Source organism: Streptomyces sp. NPDC060031, from assembly GCF_042736805.1.
GTDB lineage: Bacteria > Actinomycetota > Actinomycetes > Streptomycetales > Streptomycetaceae > Streptomyces.
Map to the genome: position 1 here is coordinate 1 of NZ_JBHWVM010000011.1, position 20,736 is coordinate 20,736.

Below are 20,736 nucleotides of genomic sequence, written 5' to 3' on the forward strand. Positions count from 1 at the left end.
GTCCCGGACCCCTCAGGGGGCCGGGACCGAGGCACACTCCGCGGTGCGGTCAGGTCACCGCTTGAAGACGTCCTTGATCTTCTCCTTGGCCTGGCGGGCATCGCCCGTCGCGGCTTCGGTACGGCCTTCAGCCGTCAGCCGCTCGTTACCCACCAGGCGGCCGGCGGTCTCCTTGAGCTTGCCCTTGGCCTGCTCGGCCTTGGCCTTACCCTTTTCTTCCTGCGACACAGCGGATCACTCCCTGGGGGTACGGGAACTGCCTTGCTCTGCGCGTCTGACCCGGATCGCGGCCCGCAAACGTGCGCTGCGATACGAGACCGCGCCGGGCGACCGGTCAGGCGGGCGGGACTCCGAACGGCATGCCGGAGAGGTAGTGCGTGCTCAGGGCCTCGCGGTGGTCCGCGTTCCCGAGGTGCTCGTCCCGATGGAACTCCGGAGCGGCCTTGACCTGGTCCTTCGTGCGGTCCACGTAGATCTTTTCCGCCGCGTGGTCGACGCGGGTCACCAGACCGGCCGGAAGCAGGACCTCCTTGCCGAGGATCCACACGCCGGTGTCGACGACCAGATAGGCGTCCGTGACGTCATCGGAGTGCTTGTCGACCTTGCCGATGCTGCCGTCGAGCGCCTCGACCCCGTAACCGGTCAGGTCGGCGGCCAGGTAGTCGACGCCGGCGCGGTAGGCCCACACGTTCTCCGTCATGCGGAACAACTCCTTCGATCGAAACCGTGGCCCCTGCGCGCCAGTGGCTCCGGGCGCGGAGGAACCTCCGTCGTCGGCGCACCTGCCCAGGGGCCCGAGGCTTCACCCCCCTGCCTGTGGGACCGGCGGCTCGCTCCGAGAAAAAGTGCGCTTCGACCGTTTGGGCCGACGGAGACTGGCCATAAGCGTCATCACGGGAGTCCGCGGCGGTGAGCGGCGCGGCTTCCCGAGCGAGTCCGAGCCGCGCGGTGGCACCCCCCGCCATCGCGCGGCCGGCGCTCCTCCGTACGAAGGGCCCGTATCAAGGGCACCACGTGCTGCCGTCCGGCCCGCATGGCAACCGGACACTTCGGCCGGCGCTCTTCCCGACCGAGCTGCACAGCGGATCGGTAAACCCCCGTCACCGGCTCTTGAGCAGCCGGCCACGGGCACGGATCCGGACGGCAGACGGGCCACGGCTCTGCGGCGCATGCCCCTCGAGGGTCATGGGTATGCCCAACCCCCGAAGGCTCATGCCGCACGGAGCCTCGGCGGCGCAGTTGCTGGTGCGTGACCGCGATCCGCCACGGCGTGCCCGGCAGGCTGCCCACCTCGAAAGCGGGCCTTCTCGATGCCACTGCTCACGCACCTGCGTCAACCGCCCGCGTACCGATTGATACGCCGCCCGCGACATCGTGAGGAACACGACGGTGCGCTCACCTCTCACCGGGGCGCGCCTCGTCCCGGGAGTGGCCCGAACGTCCGTGGAGAGATCGGCAGCCTCGTTCCAGCATCAACTCAGGCTAGCCGGAGGGCTCCGCCGGGAAAGCGGGTTCACCCGGCCGTGCCCGCCCCGCAACGCCTCGATGGTGATCCGCTTCCGGGTCGTCCGGGCCAACCGTCAGGGCGCGCAGTGGTCGGCCGGAACGGTTCGGTGGCGGCTCTTCCAGGATTTCCGGAGCCCGGTCCACACATTCGATCCTTTTGAAGGAATGGAGCTTTATGGTTGATGGATCTTGACGATCGTAAGCTGGCTTCATAGGGTCAGCGCGGCTTCACCCAGCCGCAAGGAGCCCCAGATGCCTGTGCGTCGCCCGCGAGCCCTGCTCGCGATGGACCCCGAGCTTCTTCCCCGCCTGCTGGACGACGCGAGCATCCGTCGGCTCCACGAGGTCGCCGAACTCGACATGGAGCTCGTCGCCGACGACTTCGCCCGACCCGAGGCGGCGGCGGCGCTGGCGCAGGCCGAGGTGCTGCTCACCTTCTGGGGAGCACCGGCCGTGGACGCTCGCGCGCTCGCGGCCGCGCCCCGCCTCAAAGCCGTCGTGCACGCTGCCGGTTCCGTCAAACACTTGGTCACCGAAGCCTGTTGGGACCGCGGCATCACCGTCTCCTCCGCCGCGCCGGCCAACTCCGTACCCGTGGCCGAGTACACCGTCGCCATGGTCCTCCTCGCCAACAAGTGCGTGATGCAGCTGCGCGAGGAGTACCGCAGCGTCCGCGGCCGTCACCACGACTGGCATCAGCGGTACGGGCACGCGGGCAACTACCGCCGGATCGTGGGCATCGTCGGGGCCTCCCGGATCGGACGCCGGGTGATCGAACTGCTGCGCCCCACGATCTCGAACTCGTCGTTTATGACCCATATCTGAGTGAGGATCAGTCCGCAACTCTCGCCGCCCGCAGGGTCGGTCTCGACGAACTCTGCCGGATCTCCGACGTGGTCAGCCTGCACGCACCGGCGCTGCCCGAGACGCGGGCGATGATCGACCGCCGGCGCCTCGCGCTGATGCGCGACGGCGCCACGCTGATCAACACGGCGCGCGGCTCGCTGGTCGACGGGGCCGCGGTCACCGACGAGTTGGCCTCCGGCCGGCTGCACGCGGTCATCGACGTCACCGATCCGGAGATCCTGCCGGCCGACTCCCCCCTCTACGACCTGCCCAACGTGCTGCTCACGCCGCACATCGCCGGCTCCCTCGGCAACGAACTCCACCGGATGGCCGGCTCCGCGATCGAGGAGATCGCACGCTACGCCGCCGGCCTGCCCTTCGCGCACCAGGTCCGCCGCGAGGACCTGAACCGCACGGCCTGAGCGACGCCTCGCCGGCTCCGCTTCCCCGGACCGGTGTCGGCGGCCCGCGCGGCGATCGCGGTGGTGGTGGCGCCGGACCTCAGCACGTAGGAGCAGGCGGCATCGGTGGGGACCACCCCGCGGCCGGACCGACGGTCTCCACGGTGTTGTCCCGCCGGGCGCGCTCGGCGGCCAGCACTGTCAGATGGCTGGCGAGGGATTCGCGGGGCCCGGATTTCACCAGTCCGGGGTCGCCGGTGGCGACGGCGTCGACGAACGCGTCCATCAGGCCCGTGTCCCCGCCCCCGTGGCCCCCGGCGGCGTCCATCGCGCCTTCCGTACCGAGGCCGACGGCCTCCTCGGTACGGGTCAGGAAGTCGTAGACGCGGAGCCGTGCGCCGTCCCCTCGCAGCTCGCCGCGCGTGCCGAAGATGCGGGTCTGGCGGTCCGCCTGTTCGGTGAAGGCGGTCATGGTGAAGGTGGCGGTGGCTCCCGAGCCGAACTCCATGGCCACCACCTGGTGGTCGACCACGTCGTTGTCGCAGGCGTACACGCAGCGTCCGTACGGGCCTTCGCGCAGCGCGGTCTCCAGGGCCTGCGGGGTGAACTCGTCGACCACCACGCTGAGCGGCCAGCCGTGCCGTCCCCCGGCCAGCCGGTCGCCGTAATCACGCCGGGCGGAATAGGGGCAACTGGTCTCCACCGCGCAGTCCAGGCACCGGTCGGCGGCGCCCGCCGGCTTGTTCTCCGGCCGGAAGTGCGAGAGGCGCCCGAAGCTGGAGACGCGCACGGGCGGCCGGCCCAGCACGTACTGCAACCAGTCCAGGTCGTGGCAGGACTTCGCCATCAGCATCGTGGTCGCCTGGTCCTCGCGACGCCAGTTGCCGCGTACGAACGAGTGGGCCTGGTGCCAGAAGCCGACCGGCTCCAGGTGCTGCACGCTGACGACTTCGCCGATCCGGCCGGAGTCGACGACGCGCTTCAGGGCCTGCGTGTAAGGGGTGTAGCGCAGGACGTGGCCGACGGCGAGGATCACCCCGGCATCCTCCACGGCGGCCACGATGCGCCGGCACTCGTCCTCGGTCAGCGCCATCGGCTTCTCGAGCATGATGTGGTAGCCGAGCGCGGCGAACGCCAGGACAGGCTCGAGGTGTTCACGGTCCAGCGTGCAGATGAGCACCGCGTCCGCGACGCGGCCCCGGGCCGCCAGCACCCGCCAGTCGTCCACCACCGCCCCGGCGTCCAGCCCGTGTTCGGCCGCCAACCGCTCCCGCCGGACCTTCCGCGGCTCGGCCACCGCGACGACGCGGGCCCGCTGCGGATGCGCGAGAGCCCAACGGGCGTGCCAGGCCCCGCGATCCCCGGCACCAACGACGGCAAGAGTGACCCCGGAAGCCATCCGTCCCCGCCTCCTCGAGCTCGGCGAACGCACACAGAAGCCGCTTTCCGCCGCGAGCGTAGCGACCCCCGCCCCCCGCTACAACCAGGCCTCGCGCCCCGGGGTTCAGCGGGAGCGGCCGAAGAGGCGGGTCAGGAGGGAGCGGGGCTTCGGGGGCTGGGGTGTGTGGCGGGCGGCCAGGGCGGACGTGATCTCCGCTCGGCGTTCGGCTTCGTCCGGCGCGGGCTGCGCGTGGTACTCCGTGGCCGCGGCCAGCATCTTCGTGGCCAGGTCGAGGAAGGTCTCCTGGAGCCACGGGCAGGCCAGGACGAGGTGGCAGAGCGAGGCGAGGATCGTCGCGTCGCGGTCCTGCCAGGCCTTGCCCACCGCCATCATGCGGTCGACCAGGCGGGCTCCGATGTCCTCGCGGCTCGTGGGGTCGGCCCAGGCGGTGGCGAGGAGGGCGAAGCCCGCGGCCTCGTTGGTCCAGTCCTCGGGGCCGTAGAGCAGGTCCAGGAGCAGGGCCCTGCGCCGGGAGTCCTGCCAGGGCTCGTCCGCGCGGTGGTGGGCCAGACCGAGGCAGGCGAAGGTCTGTACGGCCCGTACCCACATCTCGGGCTGCCGGCCCAGCAGGTACGCCCCCTGCTCGTCCTCCCGGGGCAGCGGCGGGTGGACGCACACGGCCAGCAGGTCCTCGGCGGACAGGCCGGCGAGCCGTACGGCGTGGTCGTACGCGGCATTCGGCGCCGACCAGCTCAACGCGGCGACCTGGCGCACGAGTTCCGCGGCCCGCGGCGTCGGCGGGGCGACGGCCGGACGGCCCTCGAGGCCGTCAGGGCCCTCGAACCGCCACAGGGCCGTGTCGACCCGGTACTGCGCGAGCCGGGGGTCGGGCGCGTGCACGGACTGGTAGTCGAGCTTCGAGCGCGGGAAGCCCATGCGCACGGCAAGGCGCGTACTGGGCGCCTCCAGGGCGGAGCCGAGCAGCTCGATCTCGTGGTCGCGGGCGCTCTCGGGGGCGGCGAGCATCTGGTGCAGCGCGTTCACGCTCGCCTCGAACGCGCGGTGCACGTGTCCGAGCCACGGCTGGTCCGCGCAGAGCTCGCCCAGCAGGTGCGCCGCGTAGCCGTGGTCGGGGTGGGCGCGCAGGTGGTCGGAGAGGGCCAGCAGGTGCCTCGTACCGCCGTCGACGGCGTGGCGCAGGGCGAGTGCGGCCGGGGCGGCCTTGGGATGGTCGGGTTCCGCGGCCAGGGCGCGGTCGAGCCGGGCCAGGCCCTCGGCGGGGCGGCCGGTCTTCCCGTACAGCTCGGCGACGTCCACGTACAGGTCCAGGTCCGAGGGGTCGCGGGCGATCTCCGCCTCCCACACGGCCAGGGCATCCTCATGGCGTCCGGCGGCGAGCAGCGCCGTGCCGAGGATGACGGCCTGCCAGTGGCCGGGCTCGAGCTGTCGGGCGCGCTCGGCCCAGGCGACGGCGTCGGACACGTCGCCGAAGCGGCGGGCCAGCGTGGAGGCCATCGCGTGCAGCAGGGTGTGCCCGGGGTGGGCGGCGACGGCGGCTCTGACCAGCGCGTAGAACGGCCGGACGCCGTCACGGAGCTGCGGCGGCAGCGGGTCGGGCAGGTCGCGCGAGAGACCGGCGACGGCCTGGGTGACGGCGTCGGGCGAGAGCCGGCCGGGCAGCCCGGGGTCGGCCAGCCAGGCGACGTGCGCCCAGGGGCGCTCGGGCTCGGCGCCGATCACCGCGGCCAGCGCGGACAGGGCCGGCTCCCACTGCCCGGCGGCCGCGTGGAGCTGGGCGACGCAGGCGACCGAGCCGATGTAGGGCTCGTCGGCGGGGAACAGTTCCAGGGCGGCGGCGGGCCCGCCCACGGTCGCGGCGAGTTCGCCCAGGGCCTCGTAGGCGTCGGGGCAGCCGGGATCGGCGGTCAGCGCGTTGCCGAGGTGCTTCGCGGCATGCCGCAGGTCCCCGCTGTCGACGGCCAGGCGGGCGACCGCCACCTCGCCCTCGGCTTCGAGCCGCTCGTCCATCTGCCTGTCTCCCCCGGCCGACCTCTGGTGATGGCTACGAAGGTAGCTCCAGGCAGGACCGGGTCGAACACGGGGTCGGTTCCCCGGGCAGAAGGTCAGGATCCGATGTCGACCACCCGGGCCCACTCGGGCGGCGAGTCCGGTACGTAGTCGGGGTCGTCCTCGTCCCACGACCCGCCGGCCCGGCCCCGGGGGAACAGGCCCACCACCGTCCGGCACGGCGGTGGCGCACCCGGCCAGGGGGTCTGGCCGTCGGTCAGGACCACGATGACGTCCGGCCGGGGCCCCGATCGGAGCGCCTTGGCGAAGCCCGTACGCAGGTCCGTACCCCCGCCGCCCATCAGCGGGATGCCCTCGCCGCGGCACAGCGGGTGCACGATGCGGGCCGCCGCGTCGCACGGCACCACCGTGATCAGGTCGCGGCGGCCGCCCACGGCCCGGGAGATCGCGGCGACCTCGAGGAGAGCGCTGCCCAGTTCGGCGTCGCTGACCGACGCCGAGGTGTCGATGATCACCGAGACCCGGGGCGGCCTGCGCCGCAGGCTCGGCAGCACGATGCCGGGCAGCCCGGCCGAGCGCCGGGAGGGCCGGCCGTACGTGTAGTCCTGGCCCGCCCCCGGGCCGGAGGCCGCCGCACGCAGCGCCGCTCCCAGCAACTCCCGCCAGGGCTGCGGCGGGTGGAAGGCCTCCTCCGCCCATCGTTTCCACCCCTTGGGCGCGTCGCCCGGACGGGCGGTGATGCCCTGCGCCACCCGGAAGCGCACCGCGTCCCGTTCCTGTTCGCTGAGGCCGTGCGCGCCGTCCGCTCCCAGGTCCCACTCCCGTTCCAGTCCGTCGGCGCCGCTGCCGCAGTCCAGCCAGGCCAGGTGCTGCGTACTCGGCCCGAGGCCGAACTGGCGCAGGTAGTCCTCCATCAGCTCGCCGTCGCGAAGCCCCAAGGACGCGGGCCGGACGGCGCCTTCGGGCAGGACGAGCCCGTCACCGAACGTGTCGTCGTTGATCTCGAGGTCCGCCGCGATGTTCATCCGCAGCCGCTGCGCCGGGCCGCTCAGCCCGCGCTCCCGCGCGACCCGGTCGCCGCGTCCGTGGTGGTCGCGCAGCAGGTGCGACACCTCGTGGACCCACACCCCGGCCAGTTCCTCCACGGGCGTGCGGTCCACGAACGACGGCGAGACGTAGCACCGCCAGTGCCGGTCGACGGCCATCGTCGGCACGCGCCGTGACTCCACGGCGTGCAGGGCGAACAGGGCCGTCGCCAGGTAGGGCCGGACCCGTACCGCGTACAGCCGGGCGGCGAAGAGCTTGTCGAGGTCCAGCGTCCCCGGTGCGGCGGCGGTCATCGTGCGGCCTTCGCGCCGACCGCGGTACGGGCCGCCGCGGCGTCGGCCCGCCGGGACAGGGACACCGCTCCGGCGAGCCGGCCGATCGACGCCGGTACGTCCCAGTCCTCGCGGCGCAGCGCCGCGAGCGTGGTCGCGGGGACGACCACCAGGTCCGGGGCTCCGGTCTCCAGGGCCCGGGCCAGCACCGCCCAGGCCGCGTCCCAGCGGTACTTGTCCGGGCGCGTGCGCACCGCCGCCACCACCCCGTCGAGCACGGCCTGGCGCAGATCTCCGCGCTCGGGCAGTTCGGCTCCGGCGGGGTCGGCGAGCAGCGACTCGGGATCGGGGAGGTCCATCCGGTCCAGGCCGGCCAGCAGCTCCAGTCCGGGACCGTCCCCCACGGCGCCCCTGACCAGCAGGGACAGTACGTCCCTGGAGGATCCGGCCGCGGTCGCGAAGGCGATCAGGCGCAGGGCCATCTCCCAGCTGCGGGGCGACGGCCAGGGGCCGCCCCGGCGGGCTTCGCTGCCGGGCAGTTGGTGTACGAGCTTGGGCCGCGCGGCGAGGAGCCCGCACACCGCGCGACGGGCGAAGGCAACGGCCTGCGGCAGCATCTCGGGGTCGAGCCGCGGCAGGGTCGCCCTGGGCCAGGTCCCGCCGAGCCCTCGCACCACGACCTCGTGGTCGTGGATCCACTGGAGGTGCACGAAGCGGTTGGCCAGCGGCGGGCTCAGCTCCCAGCCGTCGGCCGCGGAGGACCGCGGATTGGCGGCGGCCACGATCCGGACCTCGGGCGGCAGTTGCAGGGACCCGATCCGCCGCTCCAGCACGAGGCGGAGCAGGGCGGCTTGCACGGCCGGCGGCGCGGTGGACAGCTCGTCGAGGAACAGCAGGCCGCGGCCGGCCCGTACGAGTCGCACGGCCCAGTCCGGCGGGGCCATCGGAACGCCCTGGACCGCGGGGTCGTCTCCGACGATGGGCAGGCCGGAGAAGTCGGACGGCTCGTGCACGCTGGCGATCACGGTGGTCAGCGGCAGGTCCAGGGACGCGGCGAGCTGCGTCAGGGCCGCGGTCTTGCCGATGCCCGGCTCACCCCACAGCAGCACGGGCAGGTCGGCGGCCACGGCCAGGGTCAGGGCCTCCAGTTGTACGTCGGGGCGGGGTTCGGTGGTGGAGTCGCGCAGCAGGGTCAGCAACTCGCCGGCGACGTCGAGCTGGGACGCGTACGCGGGCACGGGCGTGGACGCAGGCATGGGCATGGGCGTGGGCATGTTCGATCACCTTTGGGGTTCGTGGTTCACGGTGGTGGCGGGGACGACGGTCCCCGGGCCGGACGCGGTCAGGCCGGATGGGCCGGGCCGGGTCGGGCCGGTCAGGCCAGGCAGTCGGCTCAGCGGGCCGTCGTGGTGCGCGGATGCGATCGGTGGTGCCGGGGACGGCTGGGGCCCGGACGGATACGGCCGGGTGCGGGTCCGGACAGGCCTGCGCGGAACAACCCGTAGGTGATCCGCTGTTGCGCGGCCGCCTCCAGCTCGTCGCGCAGATCGCCGGCGCGCAGCAGTGCGCCGGGGCCGAGCAGGCCTTCCACGACGGCGAGCGCACCGGCGGTGTCGCCGTGGTCCAGGCGTTCGCGGACGCCGGTGAGGCAGTCCGGGCGCCTGTGGGCCTCGTCGATGGCCTGGAGGCAGGGGAGCGGAGTGCCGGTCAGCGCGACCAGCAGCTCCTCGCGGCGGATCTCGTCCGGGTGGTGGTCCAAGGGCGCCAGCACCCCGTCGACCAGGCCGATCCGGTGCCGGGCTCCCCTGCACTCCACGACGCGCGGCTGCCCGGCCCGGTCCGGAGCCCGGGGCGGTCCGGCCTGCGCGTGATCCGGTACGAGTGCCGAGGCGACCAACGGGTGCAGCCGGTCGGCCTCGATGGCTCCGGTGCGCAGCAGTTCCAGGTCGGGCGGCACCCACGTCGCGGCGTCGGGCAGCACGGGTGCACCCTCATCGGCGGGCCCCGCCCAGGTCCGTACGCCGGTCGGGGCATCCCCGTCCGGCTCCAGGTCCAGTACCAGCCGGTGTCGGGCCCCGATCCGCACGGTGACGGCGCCGCCGGCCCGCCCTTCGGCGCGGAGCAGTATCCCCGCCTCGTCCGCCCACCGGCCCACGGCGCAGCGGTCTCCCTGTGGGAGCAACTGCCCTTCCGGCAGGGCCGGTCCGTCGCCGGACACCCGATCTGCCCCGGATCGGACGCGCAGTTCACCGGCCCTGCGCGCGTCCCAGAGGTGACGGTGCAGGTCGAGGCGGAACCGCGGGCTGGGACGCAGGTGCGGATGGAGGGAGCGGACGGCCCCGGGGCCGGACCCGTCCCACAGCGCGAGACTGATCCGCTGACCGGCGTCCGCCCAGGCGGGGACGGTTCGGGCCACGAGGTGTACCGGACTCGCGCCGTCACGCCCGGCGGCGTCGTACCGAGCCAGGGACACGGTCAGACCGGGGCGCAGCAGTCCGTCGGGAGCGATGCGCGGCATGTGCCAGCGCAGCAGGTCGGGTGCCAGATGGCGGAGATCGGCCCGGACCCGGGCGGCGAACCCCTGGCCGTGGGTGCGCGCCACGGAACGCAGATTGAAATCGACGTCGATGCCTGCGGCGGCACACGCCCCTGCCCAGTCCCCGGCAGTACGGCGTGCGGTCGCGGTCTCGATCATGGACGGCGGCACGGCGAACTCGCGCACGCGCAGCCAGAAGGAAAAGCGGGAATCCCCATGCGCGATGTGAGTGAGCATCAGCACTCACCTTGCGCGGATGGGACCCCCGATCTGTGAAGAGAATGAGTGGTCATCGCGGTGATCGTAACGCTCTCGCCCGCGACCCGCCAGGTACTTTTCCCCGAGTCGACGCAGTCGGCCGCCGGTGGACGAGCACCCCAAGATATTCGAGCAGGTGTTCGGATGTCGGCGTATCCTGATGTCATGCGCGCACTCCAGGGCTCCCTCTTCGACCAGACCGACGAGATCCGGCTCGGGCCGCTGTCGGGTCTGCGGCGCACGGTTCTGGGGTTCGGGGCCGGGGCCTGGGTCGATCACCTGCCCGGTTGGCTGTCCGGGGCGGACGCGCTGTTCGAGCGGCTGGCCGCCGACGTCCCGTGGCGGGCCGAGCGGCGGCAGATGTACGAGCGGGAGGTCGACGTACCGCGGCTGCTCGCCTTCTACGGGGAGGGCGAGCCCCTGCCGCACCCCGTGCTCACGGAGGCCCGGGAGACGCTGACCCGGCACTACGCCGCCGAGCTCGCCGAGCCCTTCGTCACCGCCGGACTCTGCCTCTACCGCGACGGCCGGGACAGCGTCGCCTGGCACGGCGACCGCACCGGCCGCTCCTCGACCGAGGACACGATGGTCGCGATCGTCTCCGTCGGCGACCCGCGCGACCTGGCGTTCCGCCCCCGCGACGGCGGCCCCACCCTGCTCCGGCTGCCCCTGGGGCACGGCGACCTCGTGGTGATGGGCGGCTCCTGTCAGCGCACGATGGAGCACGCGGTCCCCAAGTCGGCCCGCGCCGTCGGTCCCCGCGTCAGCGTTCAGTTCCGCCCGCGCGGCGTGCGGTGAGGTGCGGCGGGCTCGCCGCTGCCTGCGCGAGCGGGCGGCCCGCCGAGGCGGCCGCGTGCAGCGAGCGCAGCGCCAGCAGCAGCACCCCGATGTCGTCCAGGTACACCGGGTCCGGGATCAGGTCCACCGGCGAGACGGTGTAGACCACGGCGATCCAGAACAGTGCCTTGTCCCGCAGCGGGATCCCCGAGTCGAGCAGCAGCCGCCGCGCCGCGAAGACCCGTACGAGCAGCACGGCCGCGGCCGCGGCCAGCCCGAGGGCGACGACCACGGCGACGGTCAGCCAGAACGTTGCGTCCATGTCACCTCTATACCCGCTCCGGGGCCCGTAACCGGTCAGGCGCCCTGGGCGCGCAGCCGGCGGCTCACCTCGCCCAGCCCGTCGGCGAGCGCGTCGAGCTGTTCGGCGGTGAGTACGTCGACGAGGACCTCGCGCACCGTGGCCACATGTCCGGGCGCGGCCTCCTCCAGGCGGGCGCGGCCGGTTCCGGTCAGGACGGCGAAGACCCCGCGGACGTCGGAAGGGCAGCTGCGCCGCCGGACCAGTCCGGCCTTCTCCATCTGGGTGACCTGGTAGGTCAGCCCGCTCTTGGAGTTGATCAGGCCATTGGCGAGTTCCGTCATCCGGAGCTCGCCGTCCGGGGCCGCGGCGAGCCGTACGAGGATCTCGTACTGCGGGTGCGAGAGTCCGGAATCGTCCTTGAGCTGCTGGTCGAGGTGGCGGTTCACCAGGGCGGACGCGGCCAGGAAGCCGCTCCAGGCCCGCATCTCGCGATCGTTGAGCCATCTCGTTTCAGCCATGCGTCCAGCCTACACGGGTTGTTCCAATTTGAATCAGTGGTTAAGGTCGACCCGGCGGTTCGAATTTGAACAACCTGTCCGACCCACCCCACGCACCGAACCGTCCGACCGGAAGGAATCCCCCATGACCAGCCCCTCCGTCTCCTCGACGAAGTCGCAGGCCGCCGCACCGGCCGTATCCGGTACCACCGCCTCCGCCCCCTCCCTCTCCACCCCCGGCCACGACGTCGGCCTGCTGCTCCTGCGCCTCGTCCTCGGCCTGACCATGGCCGCCCACGGCAGCCAGAAGCTCTTCGGCTGGTTCGGCGGCGGCGGCATCAGCGGCACCGGCCAGTTCTTCACCGCCAGCGGCTACCCCGCCGGCGACGCCATGGCCGTCATCGCCGGCCTGACCGAGACCCTCGGCGGCCTCGGCCTCGCCGTCGGACTGCTCACCCCGCTCGCCGGGGCGGCCGTCGTCGGCACCATGATCAACGCCATCGCCGTGCACGGCACCGGGGCGTTCTTCGCCCCGAAGGGCATCGAGTACGAGCTGCTGCTGACCGTCGGCGCCGCGGCCCTCGCGCTCACCGGCCCCGGCCGGTACGCCGCCGACCGCTTCCTGCCCGTACTGCGCGCACACCGCCTGGCATACGGCGCGCTCGCCCTCCTCCTCGCCGCGGTCCTCGCGGGCGGGCTGCTCCTCGTACGGAACTGAGCAAGGGGGTGGTGTCCGGGGTCCCGCCTGATTGACCCCGGGTGTTCGGGGGAACAGCGCACAAATGACACAACCCATCGAAGACTACGCACTCATCGGCGACCTGATGACGAGCGGGCTCGTCGGCCGCGACGGGTCCATCGACTGGCTGTGCCTGCCGCGCTTCGACTCGGCGGCCTGCTTCGCCGCGCTCCTCGGTGACGAGGAGAACGGCCACTGGCGCATCGCCCCGGCCGACGCGGCGGACGGCGAGCGCTGCACCCGACGCGCCTACGTCGACGGCTCGCTCGTCCTGGAGTCGTACTGGGAGACCCGCGACGGAGCAGCCTTCAAGGTCATCGACTTCATGCCCCAACGCCACACCGCGCCGGACGTGATGCGGATCGTCGAGGGGATCTCGGGCGAGGCCACCGTACGCAGCGTCCTGCGCCTGCGCTTCGACTACGGGAACGTCGTCCCCTGGGTCCGCCGCTGCGACGGCGACCGCGTCGCCGTCGCCGGACCCGACTCCGCGTGGTTCCGCAGCGAACCGCCCGTGCGGACCTGGGGCGAGGACAACAGCACCCGCTCCGAGTTCACCGTCGCCGCCGGTGAGCGCGTCGCCTTCGTCCTGACCTGGCACCCCTCGTACGATCCCCGCCCCGAGCCCGTGGATCCGTACGAAGCCTTGGGGCAGAGCCTCGACGGCTGGCGGGAATGGGCCGACCAGTGCCGCTACGAGGGCCCCTACAAGGAGGCGGTGACCCGCTCCCTGATCACCCTCAAGGCCCTCACCTACGAACCCACCGGCGGCATCGTCGCCGCCTCCACCACCTCCCTCCCCGAGGAGCTCGGCGGCGTCCGCAACTGGGACTACCGCTACTGCTGGCTGCGCGACTCCACCCTGACCCTCGGCTCGCTCCTCGCCACCGGCTACCTCGACGAGGCCCGCGCCTGGCGGGCCTGGCTGCTGCGCGCCGTCGCGGGCGACCCCGCCGACCTGCAGATCATGTACGGCATCGCGGGCGAGCGGCGGATCCCCGAGACCGACCTGCCCTGGCTGCGCGGCTACGCCTCCTCCGCCCCGGTCCGCATCGGCAACGCGGCCGTGGACCAGCTCCAGCTCGACGTGTACGGGGAGGTCATCGACTCGCTGTACCTGGCCCGGACCTCCGGCCTGCCCTCCGAGAAGCACGCCTGGCAGATCCAGCTCGCGCTGCTCGACTTCCTGGAGCGCAACTGGCGCCGGCCCGACGAGGGGCTGTGGGAAGTGCGCGGCCCGCGCCGCCACTTCACCCACTCCAAGGTGATGGCCTGGGTCGCGGCCGACCGGGCCGTGCGGAGCCTGGAGCGCGACCCCTCGATGGCCGGCGACGTGGAGCGCTGGCGGGCCATAAGGGACGAGGTGCACCGTGACGTGTGCGAGAAGGGTTACGACCCCGAGCGGAACACCTTCACCCAGTACTACGGCTCCCGCGAGCTGGACGCGGCGACCCTGCTGATCCCGCGGGTCGGCTTCCTGCCGCCCGAGGACCCCCGGGTGATCGGCACGGTCGACGCGGTCCGCGCGGAGCTCGGCGGCGGCGGCCTGGTGCGCCGCTACAGCACCGAGGGCCCGTCGGTGGACGGTCTGCCCGGCGACGAAGGGGCCTTCCTCGCCTGCTCGTTCTGGCTGGCCGACGCCCTGCACATGACCGGCCGCGAGAAGGAGGCCCGGGTCCTCTTCGAGCGGCTGCTGGCCGTACGCAACGACGTGGGACTGCTCGCCGAGGAGTACGACCCCATCGCCGGACGCCAACTCGGCAACTTCCCCCAGGCGTTCAGTCACGTCGGCCTGGTGAACACCGCCCTCACCCTGGGCGGCGCCGGCTGACCGTTCGCCATCACCGCCCGGCGGCCGGCTTCCGGGCCTCCTCGCGGCGCCGCAGCAGCTCGCAGGTCGCCGCGTCGGCCGGCAGGAAGGCCTCCAGGTGCAGCTCGGCCAGCGTGACGTCGACCGCCGTCGCGAAGGAGGTCAGGGTGGTCAGCAGCCGGAGCTCACCGTCCGCGGTGCGCAGCCGCAGCGGTACGGCGAAGCCGAGGTGCCCGTCCCCGGCCGGTGCGGCCGCCGGCAGGTAGCCGCTCAACTCCACGATCAGATCGTCCAGTTCCGGATCCGGGTGGGCCAGCGCCCGCCCGCGCAGGCCCTCTGTGATGTGCCGCCCCCACGCCGCCAGGTTCACCACGCGCGGCCCCATGCCCTGCGGATGCAGGGCGAGGCGCAGTACGTTCACCGGTGGCGCGAGCAGATGCGCGGCCGCGCCCTCGGTGAGCACGTCGAACGCGGCGTTCGCCAGGACGAGTTCGCCGCGCGGCCCGGCCACCACCGCCGGGTAGGGCAGATGCCCGGTCAAGATGGATCGCAGGGCCGTCATGGCGGGCTCGATGGAGTCGGCGTCCCGCGCCGACTCCGCGTACATGGGCGCGTAACCAGCGCTCAATAGAAGGGAATTGCGCTCCCGCAGGGTCAGCCCCAGGGATTCGGCGAGCCGCACCACCATGGCCCGGCCGGGTGTCGAGCGGCCGCTCTCGATGAAGCTGAGGTGGCGCTGGGTGGTCCCGGCCGACGTGGCCAGCTCCAACTGGCTCATCCGGCGCAGCGACCGCCGCCGGCGCATCTCGCGGGCGAAGGCGGAGGGCCCGACGGGCGGCGTGGCGGCGGCTGCGGTGGTGGTGGCCATGGGGCCTTTCTAGCCGCCGGCCGGCGGAGTCCGCGATTCCCCGCAGGGAATTGCCGCGCGTGTCCCGGCCCCGGAGCATCGGCGGTGTCGAACGAGGGTCCTGGAAGCGCAAACGGGGAGGCGGAGGATCGCATGCGTGCGTACCACCTGGAGGCATTCGGCGGCACCGAGGGGATCGTGCTGCGCGACGACGGCGCCCCGCGGCCGCGGCCGGCCGACCCGACGTCGATCGTGGTCAGGGTCAAGGCCGCCTCCCTCAACAAGCGCGACCTGATGATCCTGTACGAGCGCTACCCGCTGCCCGCCCGGCCCGGAGTGGTCCCGCTCAGCGACGGCGCGGGCGAAGTGGTCGCGGTGGGCCGGGCGGTGACCCGCGTCCAGGTGGGCGACCGCGTCTCGTGCGCGTACTTCCCGCGCTGGCTCGACGGCCGCATCACCCCGGAGCTCGTCGACCAGCCCGGCTGCACCCTCGACGGGATGCTCGCGGAGTACGCCGTGCTGGACGAGCAGTGGGCGGTACGGGTCCCGGACCATCTGACCTGGGAGGAGGCGGCCACGCTGCCCTGCGCCGCGGTCACCGCCTGGAACGCGCTGACCGGCGGTGAACCCCTGCTGCCGGGCCACACCGTGCTCACCCTCGGCACCGGCCCTGTGGCGCTGTTCGCCGTGCAGTTCGCGAAACTGCTGGGCTGCCGGGTCGTGTCGACGACCTCCAGCGCGGCCAAGGGGGACCGGCTGAAAGCACTGGGGGCCGACGCCGTCATCGACTACGTACGCACCCCCGCGTGGGGCGCCGCCGTCCGGGAGGTGACCGGGGGCGCCGGCGCGGACCTGGTGGTCGAGACGGGCGGCCCCCTGACCATCGAGCAGTCGGTACGGGCCGGCGCCCTCCACGCGCAGATCGCGCTGCTGATCACCGGCGGCCCCGACGGATCCGGGATCGAGATCTCGAACGCCGCGTACGCATCGAGCCTCGCGACGATCCGGCGCGTCTTCGTCGGCAGCCGGACCACCTTCGAGGAGATGAACCGGGCGGTCTCGGCGCACGGACTGCGCCCCCTGATCGACCGCGTGCTCCCCTTCGAGGACGCGCCCGAGGCCTATCGCGGCTACGCGCAGGACGGCCCCTTCGGCAAGGTCGTCATCCGCATCGGGGCCTGAAGCGACCGAGCGGCCGGCGCCGGGAACCCCCGGCGCCGGCCCCTCGCGATCGGTTGCTACGCGACGGCGGGCGCGGGCTCGACGCCTGCCACGCCTGCGGCGTTCTCCGCGTTCTCGGCGTTCTCGGCGTTCTCGCCGTCCTCCGGAATGCTGACCAGCCAGCGGGTGTCCTTGCGCGGCCGCAGGTACAGCGCCCAGTAGAGCGTGGCGACGGCGGTGATGCCGCCCGTCCACAGCAGGTACCGGGTCTCCTGCTGGACCAGGATGTACGTCAGCACGAGGATCAGCACCACCGGCACCGCCGGCCACAGCGGCATCCGCCAGGCGTTCGCCTCGCGGTGCGCACCGCGGCGGCTGAACAGCGTGGCCACGGCGACGAGCAGGTACATGCCGGTCACCGAGACACCGGTGACCCCGTACAGCGTGTCGAGGTTGACGAAGCACATCGCCGCGCCCGGGACGCCGACCAGCAGCGTGGCCACCCACGGGGAGCCGAAGCGGCCCAGCCGGGACAGCGCCTGGTTGACGGGCGCGGGCCAGGCCTTGTCGCGGGCGGAGGCGAAGAGCACCCGGGAGTTCTGGATGACCATGACGATGCCCGCGTTGACGATGGCGAGCGCGACGCAGAGGCTGACGAAGGTGCCGACGGCGGAGTTCGACCAGGCGGTGACCATGGAGCCGAGGTCGCCCGCGGTCAGGGCCTCCAGGTCCGGGGCGCCCATGGTGATGGCGATGACCGGGACCAGGATGACGGCGGTGGAGATGGCGAGGGTGGCGAGCACGGTCCGCGGGACGTTGCGCCGCGGCTTCTCCAGCTCCTCGGAGAGGTAGACGGCCGTCGAGAACCCCTGGGTGATGAACAGGGCGATGGCGAGCCCGGAGACGACCATCATCGCGGTGACGGTGGAGGTGCCGCCGCCCTCGGCGGCCACCGTGCCGTGCACCAGGGCGTCGGCGCCCCGCTCGCTGTGGGCGAAGCCGAGTACGGCGACGAGCGCGGCGGCCACGACCTCCAGGACGAGGAAGATGCCGGTGATCCACGCGTTGGCCCGCAGGTCGAGGAGACCGGCGAGGGTGGCGAGCAGCATCACGGCGCCGCCGGCCACCGGGGCCGGTATGTCGACCAGGGGGGAGAGGTAGTCCGCGGTGCCCATGGCGATCACGGGCGGAACGATCATCACGACCAGCAGGGAGAGCACGAAGACCAGCCACCCGGCGAGGCGGCCGGCCATGGTGGAGACCATCGCGTACTCGCCGCCGGCGCTGGGGATGAGGGTGCCGAGCTCCGAGTAGCAGAACGCGACGCCGATGCAGAGCAGCGAGCCGATGGCGATGGTCAGGGCGGTCCACGTGCCGAGGCTGGAGAACAGGTCGGGCACGACGACGAAGAGCGTCGAGGCGGGCGTCACGCAGGAGAGCGTCAGCAGTGTTCCGCCGACCACGCCGATGGAGCGCTTGAGCTTCTGCGGGATGGGCCCTGTGGCGGGGGCGAGGGCCTGAGGGGCGCTGATCGTGTCAGTCATCGTGCGGGGTTCCGATCGGCCGGTGCGGTGAATGAGCGCGGGAGCGGTATCGCCTCCGAGGCGGTGGTGAGCAAGTTTTTCCATGGCTCCCGGGCCGTCATGGAAGCCCCACGGGATCCGCAGGTCAATAGCTGTTCACCTGCGGATTCCATCGTCCGTGACCCGCTCGGCGCACGTCCGGGGCGTTAAGACCGCGTAAACGCTGTGGAATCCGCGGGTGCGGGAACCGCAGCGGGCGGCTCGCGAATTTTCCTCCGCTTTGCCGATACGAGCCCCGGCCGGGACGTTCCGCCGCACACGCCTCGTTACTGCGGGTAAGTGCGGCGGATGCCAGCGCCAGGACGCGGACGGCCACCCGGTGCCGCACCCGATCGACGCGGCCCTCGCTGCCTTCCGCGACCAGGCACTGTGCTCCGCCGCCGAGCCGTTCGGCGCTCGCCCCGCAGGGGCTCTCCGAACCGCTGGACGCGCTGCTGCTCAAGGGCGACCTGCCGTAGGCCTCCGGCCGGCGCTCGCGGTAGCCGACGCGCTGGTCGCCGGTGACGCGTACGCCCGCCGCTACGCGTCCTCCCCGCGCACGGCGTCCGTACGGGTGGCGAGCAGCAGGGCGATGTCGTCCGGCCGGTCCGCGGTGTTCCGCGCCTCGCTGACCAGCCGGTCGGCGGTCTCCGTCAGCGGGGCCGGGCTGGCTGCGGCCAGCGTGGCCCGCAGCCGTTCCACCCCCTCGTCGATGTCGACCCCCGGCGTCTCCACCAGCCCGTCGGTGTACAGGAGGAGCACCGCCCCGGACGGCAGCGTCAACTCGGTGACGGGGTACGTGGCTTCGAGGTCGATGCCGAGCACCACCCCGCCGGTCAGGTCCAGCACCTCGGTCCGGCCGTCGGGGTGGCGCAGCAGCGGCTGGGGGTGCCCCGCCCGCACGGCGCGGGCGCGGCCCGTCACCGGGTCGAGCAGTACGTAACAGCAGCTGGCGAACTGCCCGGGGTCCAGGTCGATCAGCAGCCGGTTGGTACCCCGCATCACCTCTTCCGGTGTGTTGCCGCTCAGTGCGAAGGCCCGTACGGCGCTGCGCAGTTGGCCCATGGTGGCCGCGGCCGCCACCCCGTGGCCCTGGACGTCCCCGATGACCAGGGCGAGGCGCCCGCCGCCCGCGTCGAGTACGTCGTACCAGTCGCCGCCCACCTCCATGCCCACTGTGCCCGGCAGGTACCGGCCGACCGTCACCACGTGGTCGAGCACCGGCAACCGGTGCGGAAGCAGCGCCGCCTGCAGGCCGCGGGCCAGCGCCGCCTCGTTGTCGTAGCGCTGAGCCCGCTCCAGGGCCTGCGCGATCAGGCCGGCCAGTGCGGTCAGCGCCGTGCGCTCCTCCGGGCTGAACCCGCGCGGGGAGTCGAAGCCGAGGATGCACGAGCCCACCGGCCGGCCGGAGGCGATCAGAGGCAGGAAGGCGCGGGCCCCGACGTCGGCGTCCAGCGGAATCCCCGGATAGGCGGCGGCCAGGTGTTCCATCGACTCGAAGAACATCGGCCGGCCCGAGGTGAGGGTCTCCACGCCCGGCAGCCGCACGTCGAGCGCCACCCCGTCGAAGCGACTCAGGAACCCCTGGGGAAACCCTGTCTCCCAAGCCAGGTGCAGATGCCGCTCGTTGAGCAGGTAGATCGCCAACTGGCGCCCACCGAAAGCGGGCAGTAGTTCGTCGGTGACCACGGCCGACACCTGGCGGGCCGTCACGGCCTCGGTCAGCGCGATGGCGAGCGCCACCGGACGGTAGAGGGCCGAGGCCCGGTCGGCGGGTGAACCGAGGCCCGGCGAGCCGGACCCGGCGCCCGGTCGGGCCACCGACTCGGGTGCGTAGGCGCGCTGTTCGGACGCGCCCACGGTGACGGTGACCCCGTCCGGCGCGGGATACAGGCCCACCGACAGCCAGTCCCCGGACGCCGGCCCGCCGCGCCGCGCCGGGAAGTGCACCGGCTCCGACGCCAAGAACACGGCCCGGAAGTGGTCCTCGTACGCCGGATGCCCGAGCCAGGGCAGCGCCTCCCACAGCACCTGCCCGCGCAGTTCGGCCGGGCCGCTTCCGAGGAGCCGCTGCGCGGCGCTGTTGACGAAGCCGATCCTGCCCTGCCGGTCCACGGAAACGACGGCCTGCGCCAGCCGGTCCACCGCCTGGCGGGCACCCGCGGCCGCAGCGGGCGCCGGCGCGCTCACCGGGTCGCCGTCCCAGAACACCGGCACCCCGTCCGCGCCGAGGGCGGCCAGCGCGCGGGCCAGGTCGTGCGCGGCCGCGCGCATCCGCTCCCGGACCGCGGCGCCGACCGGGATCCCGGGGGTCGCCTCGCACAGCACCAGCAGCACCCCGAACCGCTCCGGCCCGGCGTTCACCGGCTCGTACAGAGACGCGAAGGGGAAGGGCAGCCCGGCCATCAGCTGAGGGAACCGCTGCATGGACGTCTCGGCGTCGGGCAGGTGCACGGACTGCCCGGAGCGGTACGCCTCCGCGACCGGGTACGGGCGGTTGACGTGCATCCGCCACCAGGGCCGGAACAGCGGCCCGGGCAGCCCCGTCAACACCGCCATCCGCAGCAGCCCGGGGGTGCCGGAGCGCAGGTAGACCCCACCGGCGTACCCGCCGACCGCCTGCACCGCATCGACGGTGGCCCGCGCGAGCACCCGGGCCATGGCGTCTGCGGCGGGGCCGCCACTGTCCGCTCTCGCCGTCACACCCTCAGGATGCGCCCCGCGCCGGGGACCCGCACCCACTCTGCCCGAATGCCCTGGACCC

General features: G+C 73.1%; 16 protein-coding genes and 1 pseudogene. 5 read left to right on the forward strand and 12 right to left on the reverse strand.

The genetic code is table 11. The features are described from left to right. Positions 1–54: 54 nt before the first annotated feature. A complete protein-coding gene (locus ACFWB8_RS06850) occupies positions 55–228 on the reverse strand; it encodes a CsbD family protein (RefSeq protein WP_385223426.1) in 174 nt (57 codons plus the stop codon). A gap of 106 nt (positions 229–334) precedes the next feature. Continuing rightward, positions 335–700 (reverse strand): PRC-barrel domain containing protein, encoded by a 366-nt coding sequence (locus tag ACFWB8_RS06855; RefSeq protein ID WP_385223427.1) that lies wholly within the window; start codon positions 698–700, stop codon positions 335–337. A 1,091-nt stretch (positions 701–1,791) separates the two neighbouring features. Here ACFWB8_RS06855 and ACFWB8_RS06860 point away from each other — a divergent pair. Then, a pseudogene (locus ACFWB8_RS06860) lies at positions 1,792–2,774 on the forward strand (hydroxyacid dehydrogenase). A gap of 79 nt (positions 2,775–2,853) precedes the next feature. Here ACFWB8_RS06860 and ACFWB8_RS06865 read toward each other — a convergent pair. The 5 genes from ACFWB8_RS06865 to ACFWB8_RS06885 form a co-directional block, all read right to left on the reverse strand. Then, positions 2,854–4,152, reverse strand: a complete 1,299-nt coding sequence (locus ACFWB8_RS06865) for a Gfo/Idh/MocA family protein (protein WP_385223428.1) — start codon at positions 4,150–4,152, stop codon at positions 2,854–2,856. A gap of 105 nt (positions 4,153–4,257) precedes the next feature. Continuing rightward, positions 4,258–6,162 carry a tetratricopeptide repeat protein gene (locus ACFWB8_RS06870; protein WP_385223429.1) on the reverse strand — a complete coding sequence of 635 codons (1,905 nt, stop codon included), beginning with the start codon at positions 6,160–6,162 and terminating at the stop codon, positions 4,258–4,260. 95 nt (positions 6,163–6,257) lie between these two features. Further along, on the reverse strand, positions 6,258–7,502 hold the full coding sequence (locus ACFWB8_RS06875; RefSeq protein ID WP_385223430.1) for a VWA-like domain-containing protein: 1,245 nt from the start codon (positions 7,500–7,502) through the stop codon (positions 6,258–6,260). Next, positions 7,499–8,755 (reverse strand): AAA family ATPase, encoded by a 1,257-nt coding sequence (locus ACFWB8_RS06880; RefSeq protein ID WP_385223431.1) that lies wholly within the window; start codon positions 8,753–8,755, stop codon positions 7,499–7,501. The genes ACFWB8_RS06875 and ACFWB8_RS06880 overlap by 4 nt, the downstream gene beginning before the upstream one ends. 119 nt (positions 8,756–8,874) lie before the next feature. Then, entirely contained in the window at positions 8,875–10,254 is a 1,380-nt protein-coding gene (locus tag ACFWB8_RS06885) for a hypothetical protein (protein ID WP_385223432.1), read from the reverse strand. 186 nt (positions 10,255–10,440) lie between these two features. Between ACFWB8_RS06885 and ACFWB8_RS06890 the strand changes: the two genes are divergently transcribed. Continuing rightward, a complete protein-coding gene (locus ACFWB8_RS06890) occupies positions 10,441–11,073 on the forward strand; it encodes an alpha-ketoglutarate-dependent dioxygenase AlkB (RefSeq protein ID WP_385223433.1) in 633 nt (210 codons plus the stop codon). Here ACFWB8_RS06890 and ACFWB8_RS06895 read toward each other — a convergent pair. Continuing rightward, on the reverse strand, positions 11,039–11,374 hold the full coding sequence (locus tag ACFWB8_RS06895; protein ID WP_385223434.1) for a YkvA family protein: 336 nt from the start codon (positions 11,372–11,374) through the stop codon (positions 11,039–11,041). The genes ACFWB8_RS06890 and ACFWB8_RS06895 overlap by 35 nt on opposite strands. Before the next feature lie 35 nt (positions 11,375–11,409). Continuing rightward, positions 11,410–11,874 (reverse strand): MarR family winged helix-turn-helix transcriptional regulator, encoded by a 465-nt coding sequence (locus ACFWB8_RS06900; RefSeq protein ID WP_385223435.1) that lies wholly within the window; start codon positions 11,872–11,874, stop codon positions 11,410–11,412. A 124-nt stretch (positions 11,875–11,998) separates the two neighbouring features. On the opposite strand from ACFWB8_RS06900, the gene ACFWB8_RS06905 reads away from it, so the two are divergent. Both ACFWB8_RS06905 and ACFWB8_RS06910 read left to right on the forward strand, forming a co-directional pair. Continuing rightward, positions 11,999–12,571: a DoxX family protein gene (locus ACFWB8_RS06905; protein ID WP_385223436.1), complete on the forward strand. Its 573-nt coding sequence runs from the start codon at positions 11,999–12,001 to the stop codon at positions 12,569–12,571. 64 nt (positions 12,572–12,635) lie between these two features. Next, entirely contained in the window at positions 12,636–14,423 is a 1,788-nt protein-coding gene (locus ACFWB8_RS06910) for a glycoside hydrolase family 15 protein (RefSeq protein ID WP_385223437.1), read from the forward strand. Between the two features lie 10 nt (positions 14,424–14,433). On the opposite strand, the gene ACFWB8_RS06915 is transcribed toward ACFWB8_RS06910, so the two are convergent. Next, a complete protein-coding gene (locus ACFWB8_RS06915) occupies positions 14,434–15,270 on the reverse strand; it encodes a helix-turn-helix domain-containing protein (RefSeq protein WP_385223438.1) in 837 nt (278 codons plus the stop codon). 132 nt (positions 15,271–15,402) lie between these two features. On the opposite strand from ACFWB8_RS06915, the gene ACFWB8_RS06920 reads away from it, so the two are divergent. Then, a complete protein-coding gene (locus tag ACFWB8_RS06920; protein ID WP_385223439.1) occupies positions 15,403–16,431 on the forward strand; it encodes an NAD(P)-dependent alcohol dehydrogenase in 1,029 nt (342 codons plus the stop codon). Positions 16,432–16,487: 56 nt separating this feature from the next. Here the strand turns inward: ACFWB8_RS06920 and ACFWB8_RS06925 are convergent, their stop codons facing one another. Beyond that, positions 16,488–17,954, reverse strand: coding sequence for an APC family permease (locus ACFWB8_RS06925; RefSeq protein WP_385223440.1), 1,467 nt, complete (start codon positions 17,952–17,954; stop codon positions 16,488–16,490). Between the two features lie 558 nt (positions 17,955–18,512). Next, positions 18,513–20,633 (reverse strand): SpoIIE family protein phosphatase, encoded by a 2,121-nt coding sequence (locus ACFWB8_RS06930; RefSeq protein WP_385223550.1) that lies wholly within the window; start codon positions 20,631–20,633, stop codon positions 18,513–18,515. Between the last annotated feature and the right edge of the window lie 103 nt (positions 20,634–20,736).

Bases quoted from the DNA above. Each gene is read 5' to 3' on its own strand.
- ACFWB8_RS06890 (WP_385223433.1), top strand. From the start codon at position 10,441: ATGCGCGCACTCCAGGGCTCCCTCTTCGACCAGACCGACGAGATCCGG.
- ACFWB8_RS06875 (WP_385223430.1), bottom strand. From the start codon at position 7,502: ATGACCGCCGCCGCACCGGGGACGCTGGACCTCGACAAGCTCTTCGCC.
- ACFWB8_RS06920 (WP_385223439.1), top strand. From the start codon at position 15,403: ATGCGTGCGTACCACCTGGAGGCATTCGGCGGCACCGAGGGGATCGTG.
- ACFWB8_RS06910 (WP_385223437.1), top strand. From the start codon at position 12,636: ATGACACAACCCATCGAAGACTACGCACTCATCGGCGACCTGATGACG.
- ACFWB8_RS06855 (WP_385223427.1), bottom strand. From the start codon at position 700: ATGACGGAGAACGTGTGGGCCTACCGCGCCGGCGTCGACTACCTGGCC.
- ACFWB8_RS06885 (WP_385223432.1), bottom strand. From the start codon at position 10,254: ATGCTCACTCACATCGCGCATGGGGATTCCCGCTTTTCCTTCTGGCTG.
- ACFWB8_RS06905 (WP_385223436.1), top strand. From the start codon at position 11,999: ATGACCAGCCCCTCCGTCTCCTCGACGAAGTCGCAGGCCGCCGCACCG.
- ACFWB8_RS06870 (WP_385223429.1), bottom strand. From the start codon at position 6,162: ATGGACGAGCGGCTCGAAGCCGAGGGCGAGGTGGCGGTCGCCCGCCTG.
- ACFWB8_RS06900 (WP_385223435.1), bottom strand. From the start codon at position 11,874: ATGGCTGAAACGAGATGGCTCAACGATCGCGAGATGCGGGCCTGGAGC.
- ACFWB8_RS06925 (WP_385223440.1), bottom strand. From the start codon at position 17,954: ATGACTGACACGATCAGCGCCCCTCAGGCCCTCGCCCCCGCCACAGGG.
- ACFWB8_RS06930 (WP_385223550.1), bottom strand. From the start codon at position 20,633: ATGGCCCGGGTGCTCGCGCGGGCCACCGTCGATGCGGTGCAGGCGGTC.
- ACFWB8_RS06880 (WP_385223431.1), bottom strand. From the start codon at position 8,755: ATGCCCACGCCCATGCCCATGCCTGCGTCCACGCCCGTGCCCGCGTAC.
- ACFWB8_RS06915 (WP_385223438.1), bottom strand. From the start codon at position 15,270: ATGGCCACCACCACCGCAGCCGCCGCCACGCCGCCCGTCGGGCCCTCC.
- ACFWB8_RS06895 (WP_385223434.1), bottom strand. From the start codon at position 11,374: ATGGACGCAACGTTCTGGCTGACCGTCGCCGTGGTCGTCGCCCTCGGG.
- ACFWB8_RS06865 (WP_385223428.1), bottom strand. From the start codon at position 4,152: ATGGCTTCCGGGGTCACTCTTGCCGTCGTTGGTGCCGGGGATCGCGGG.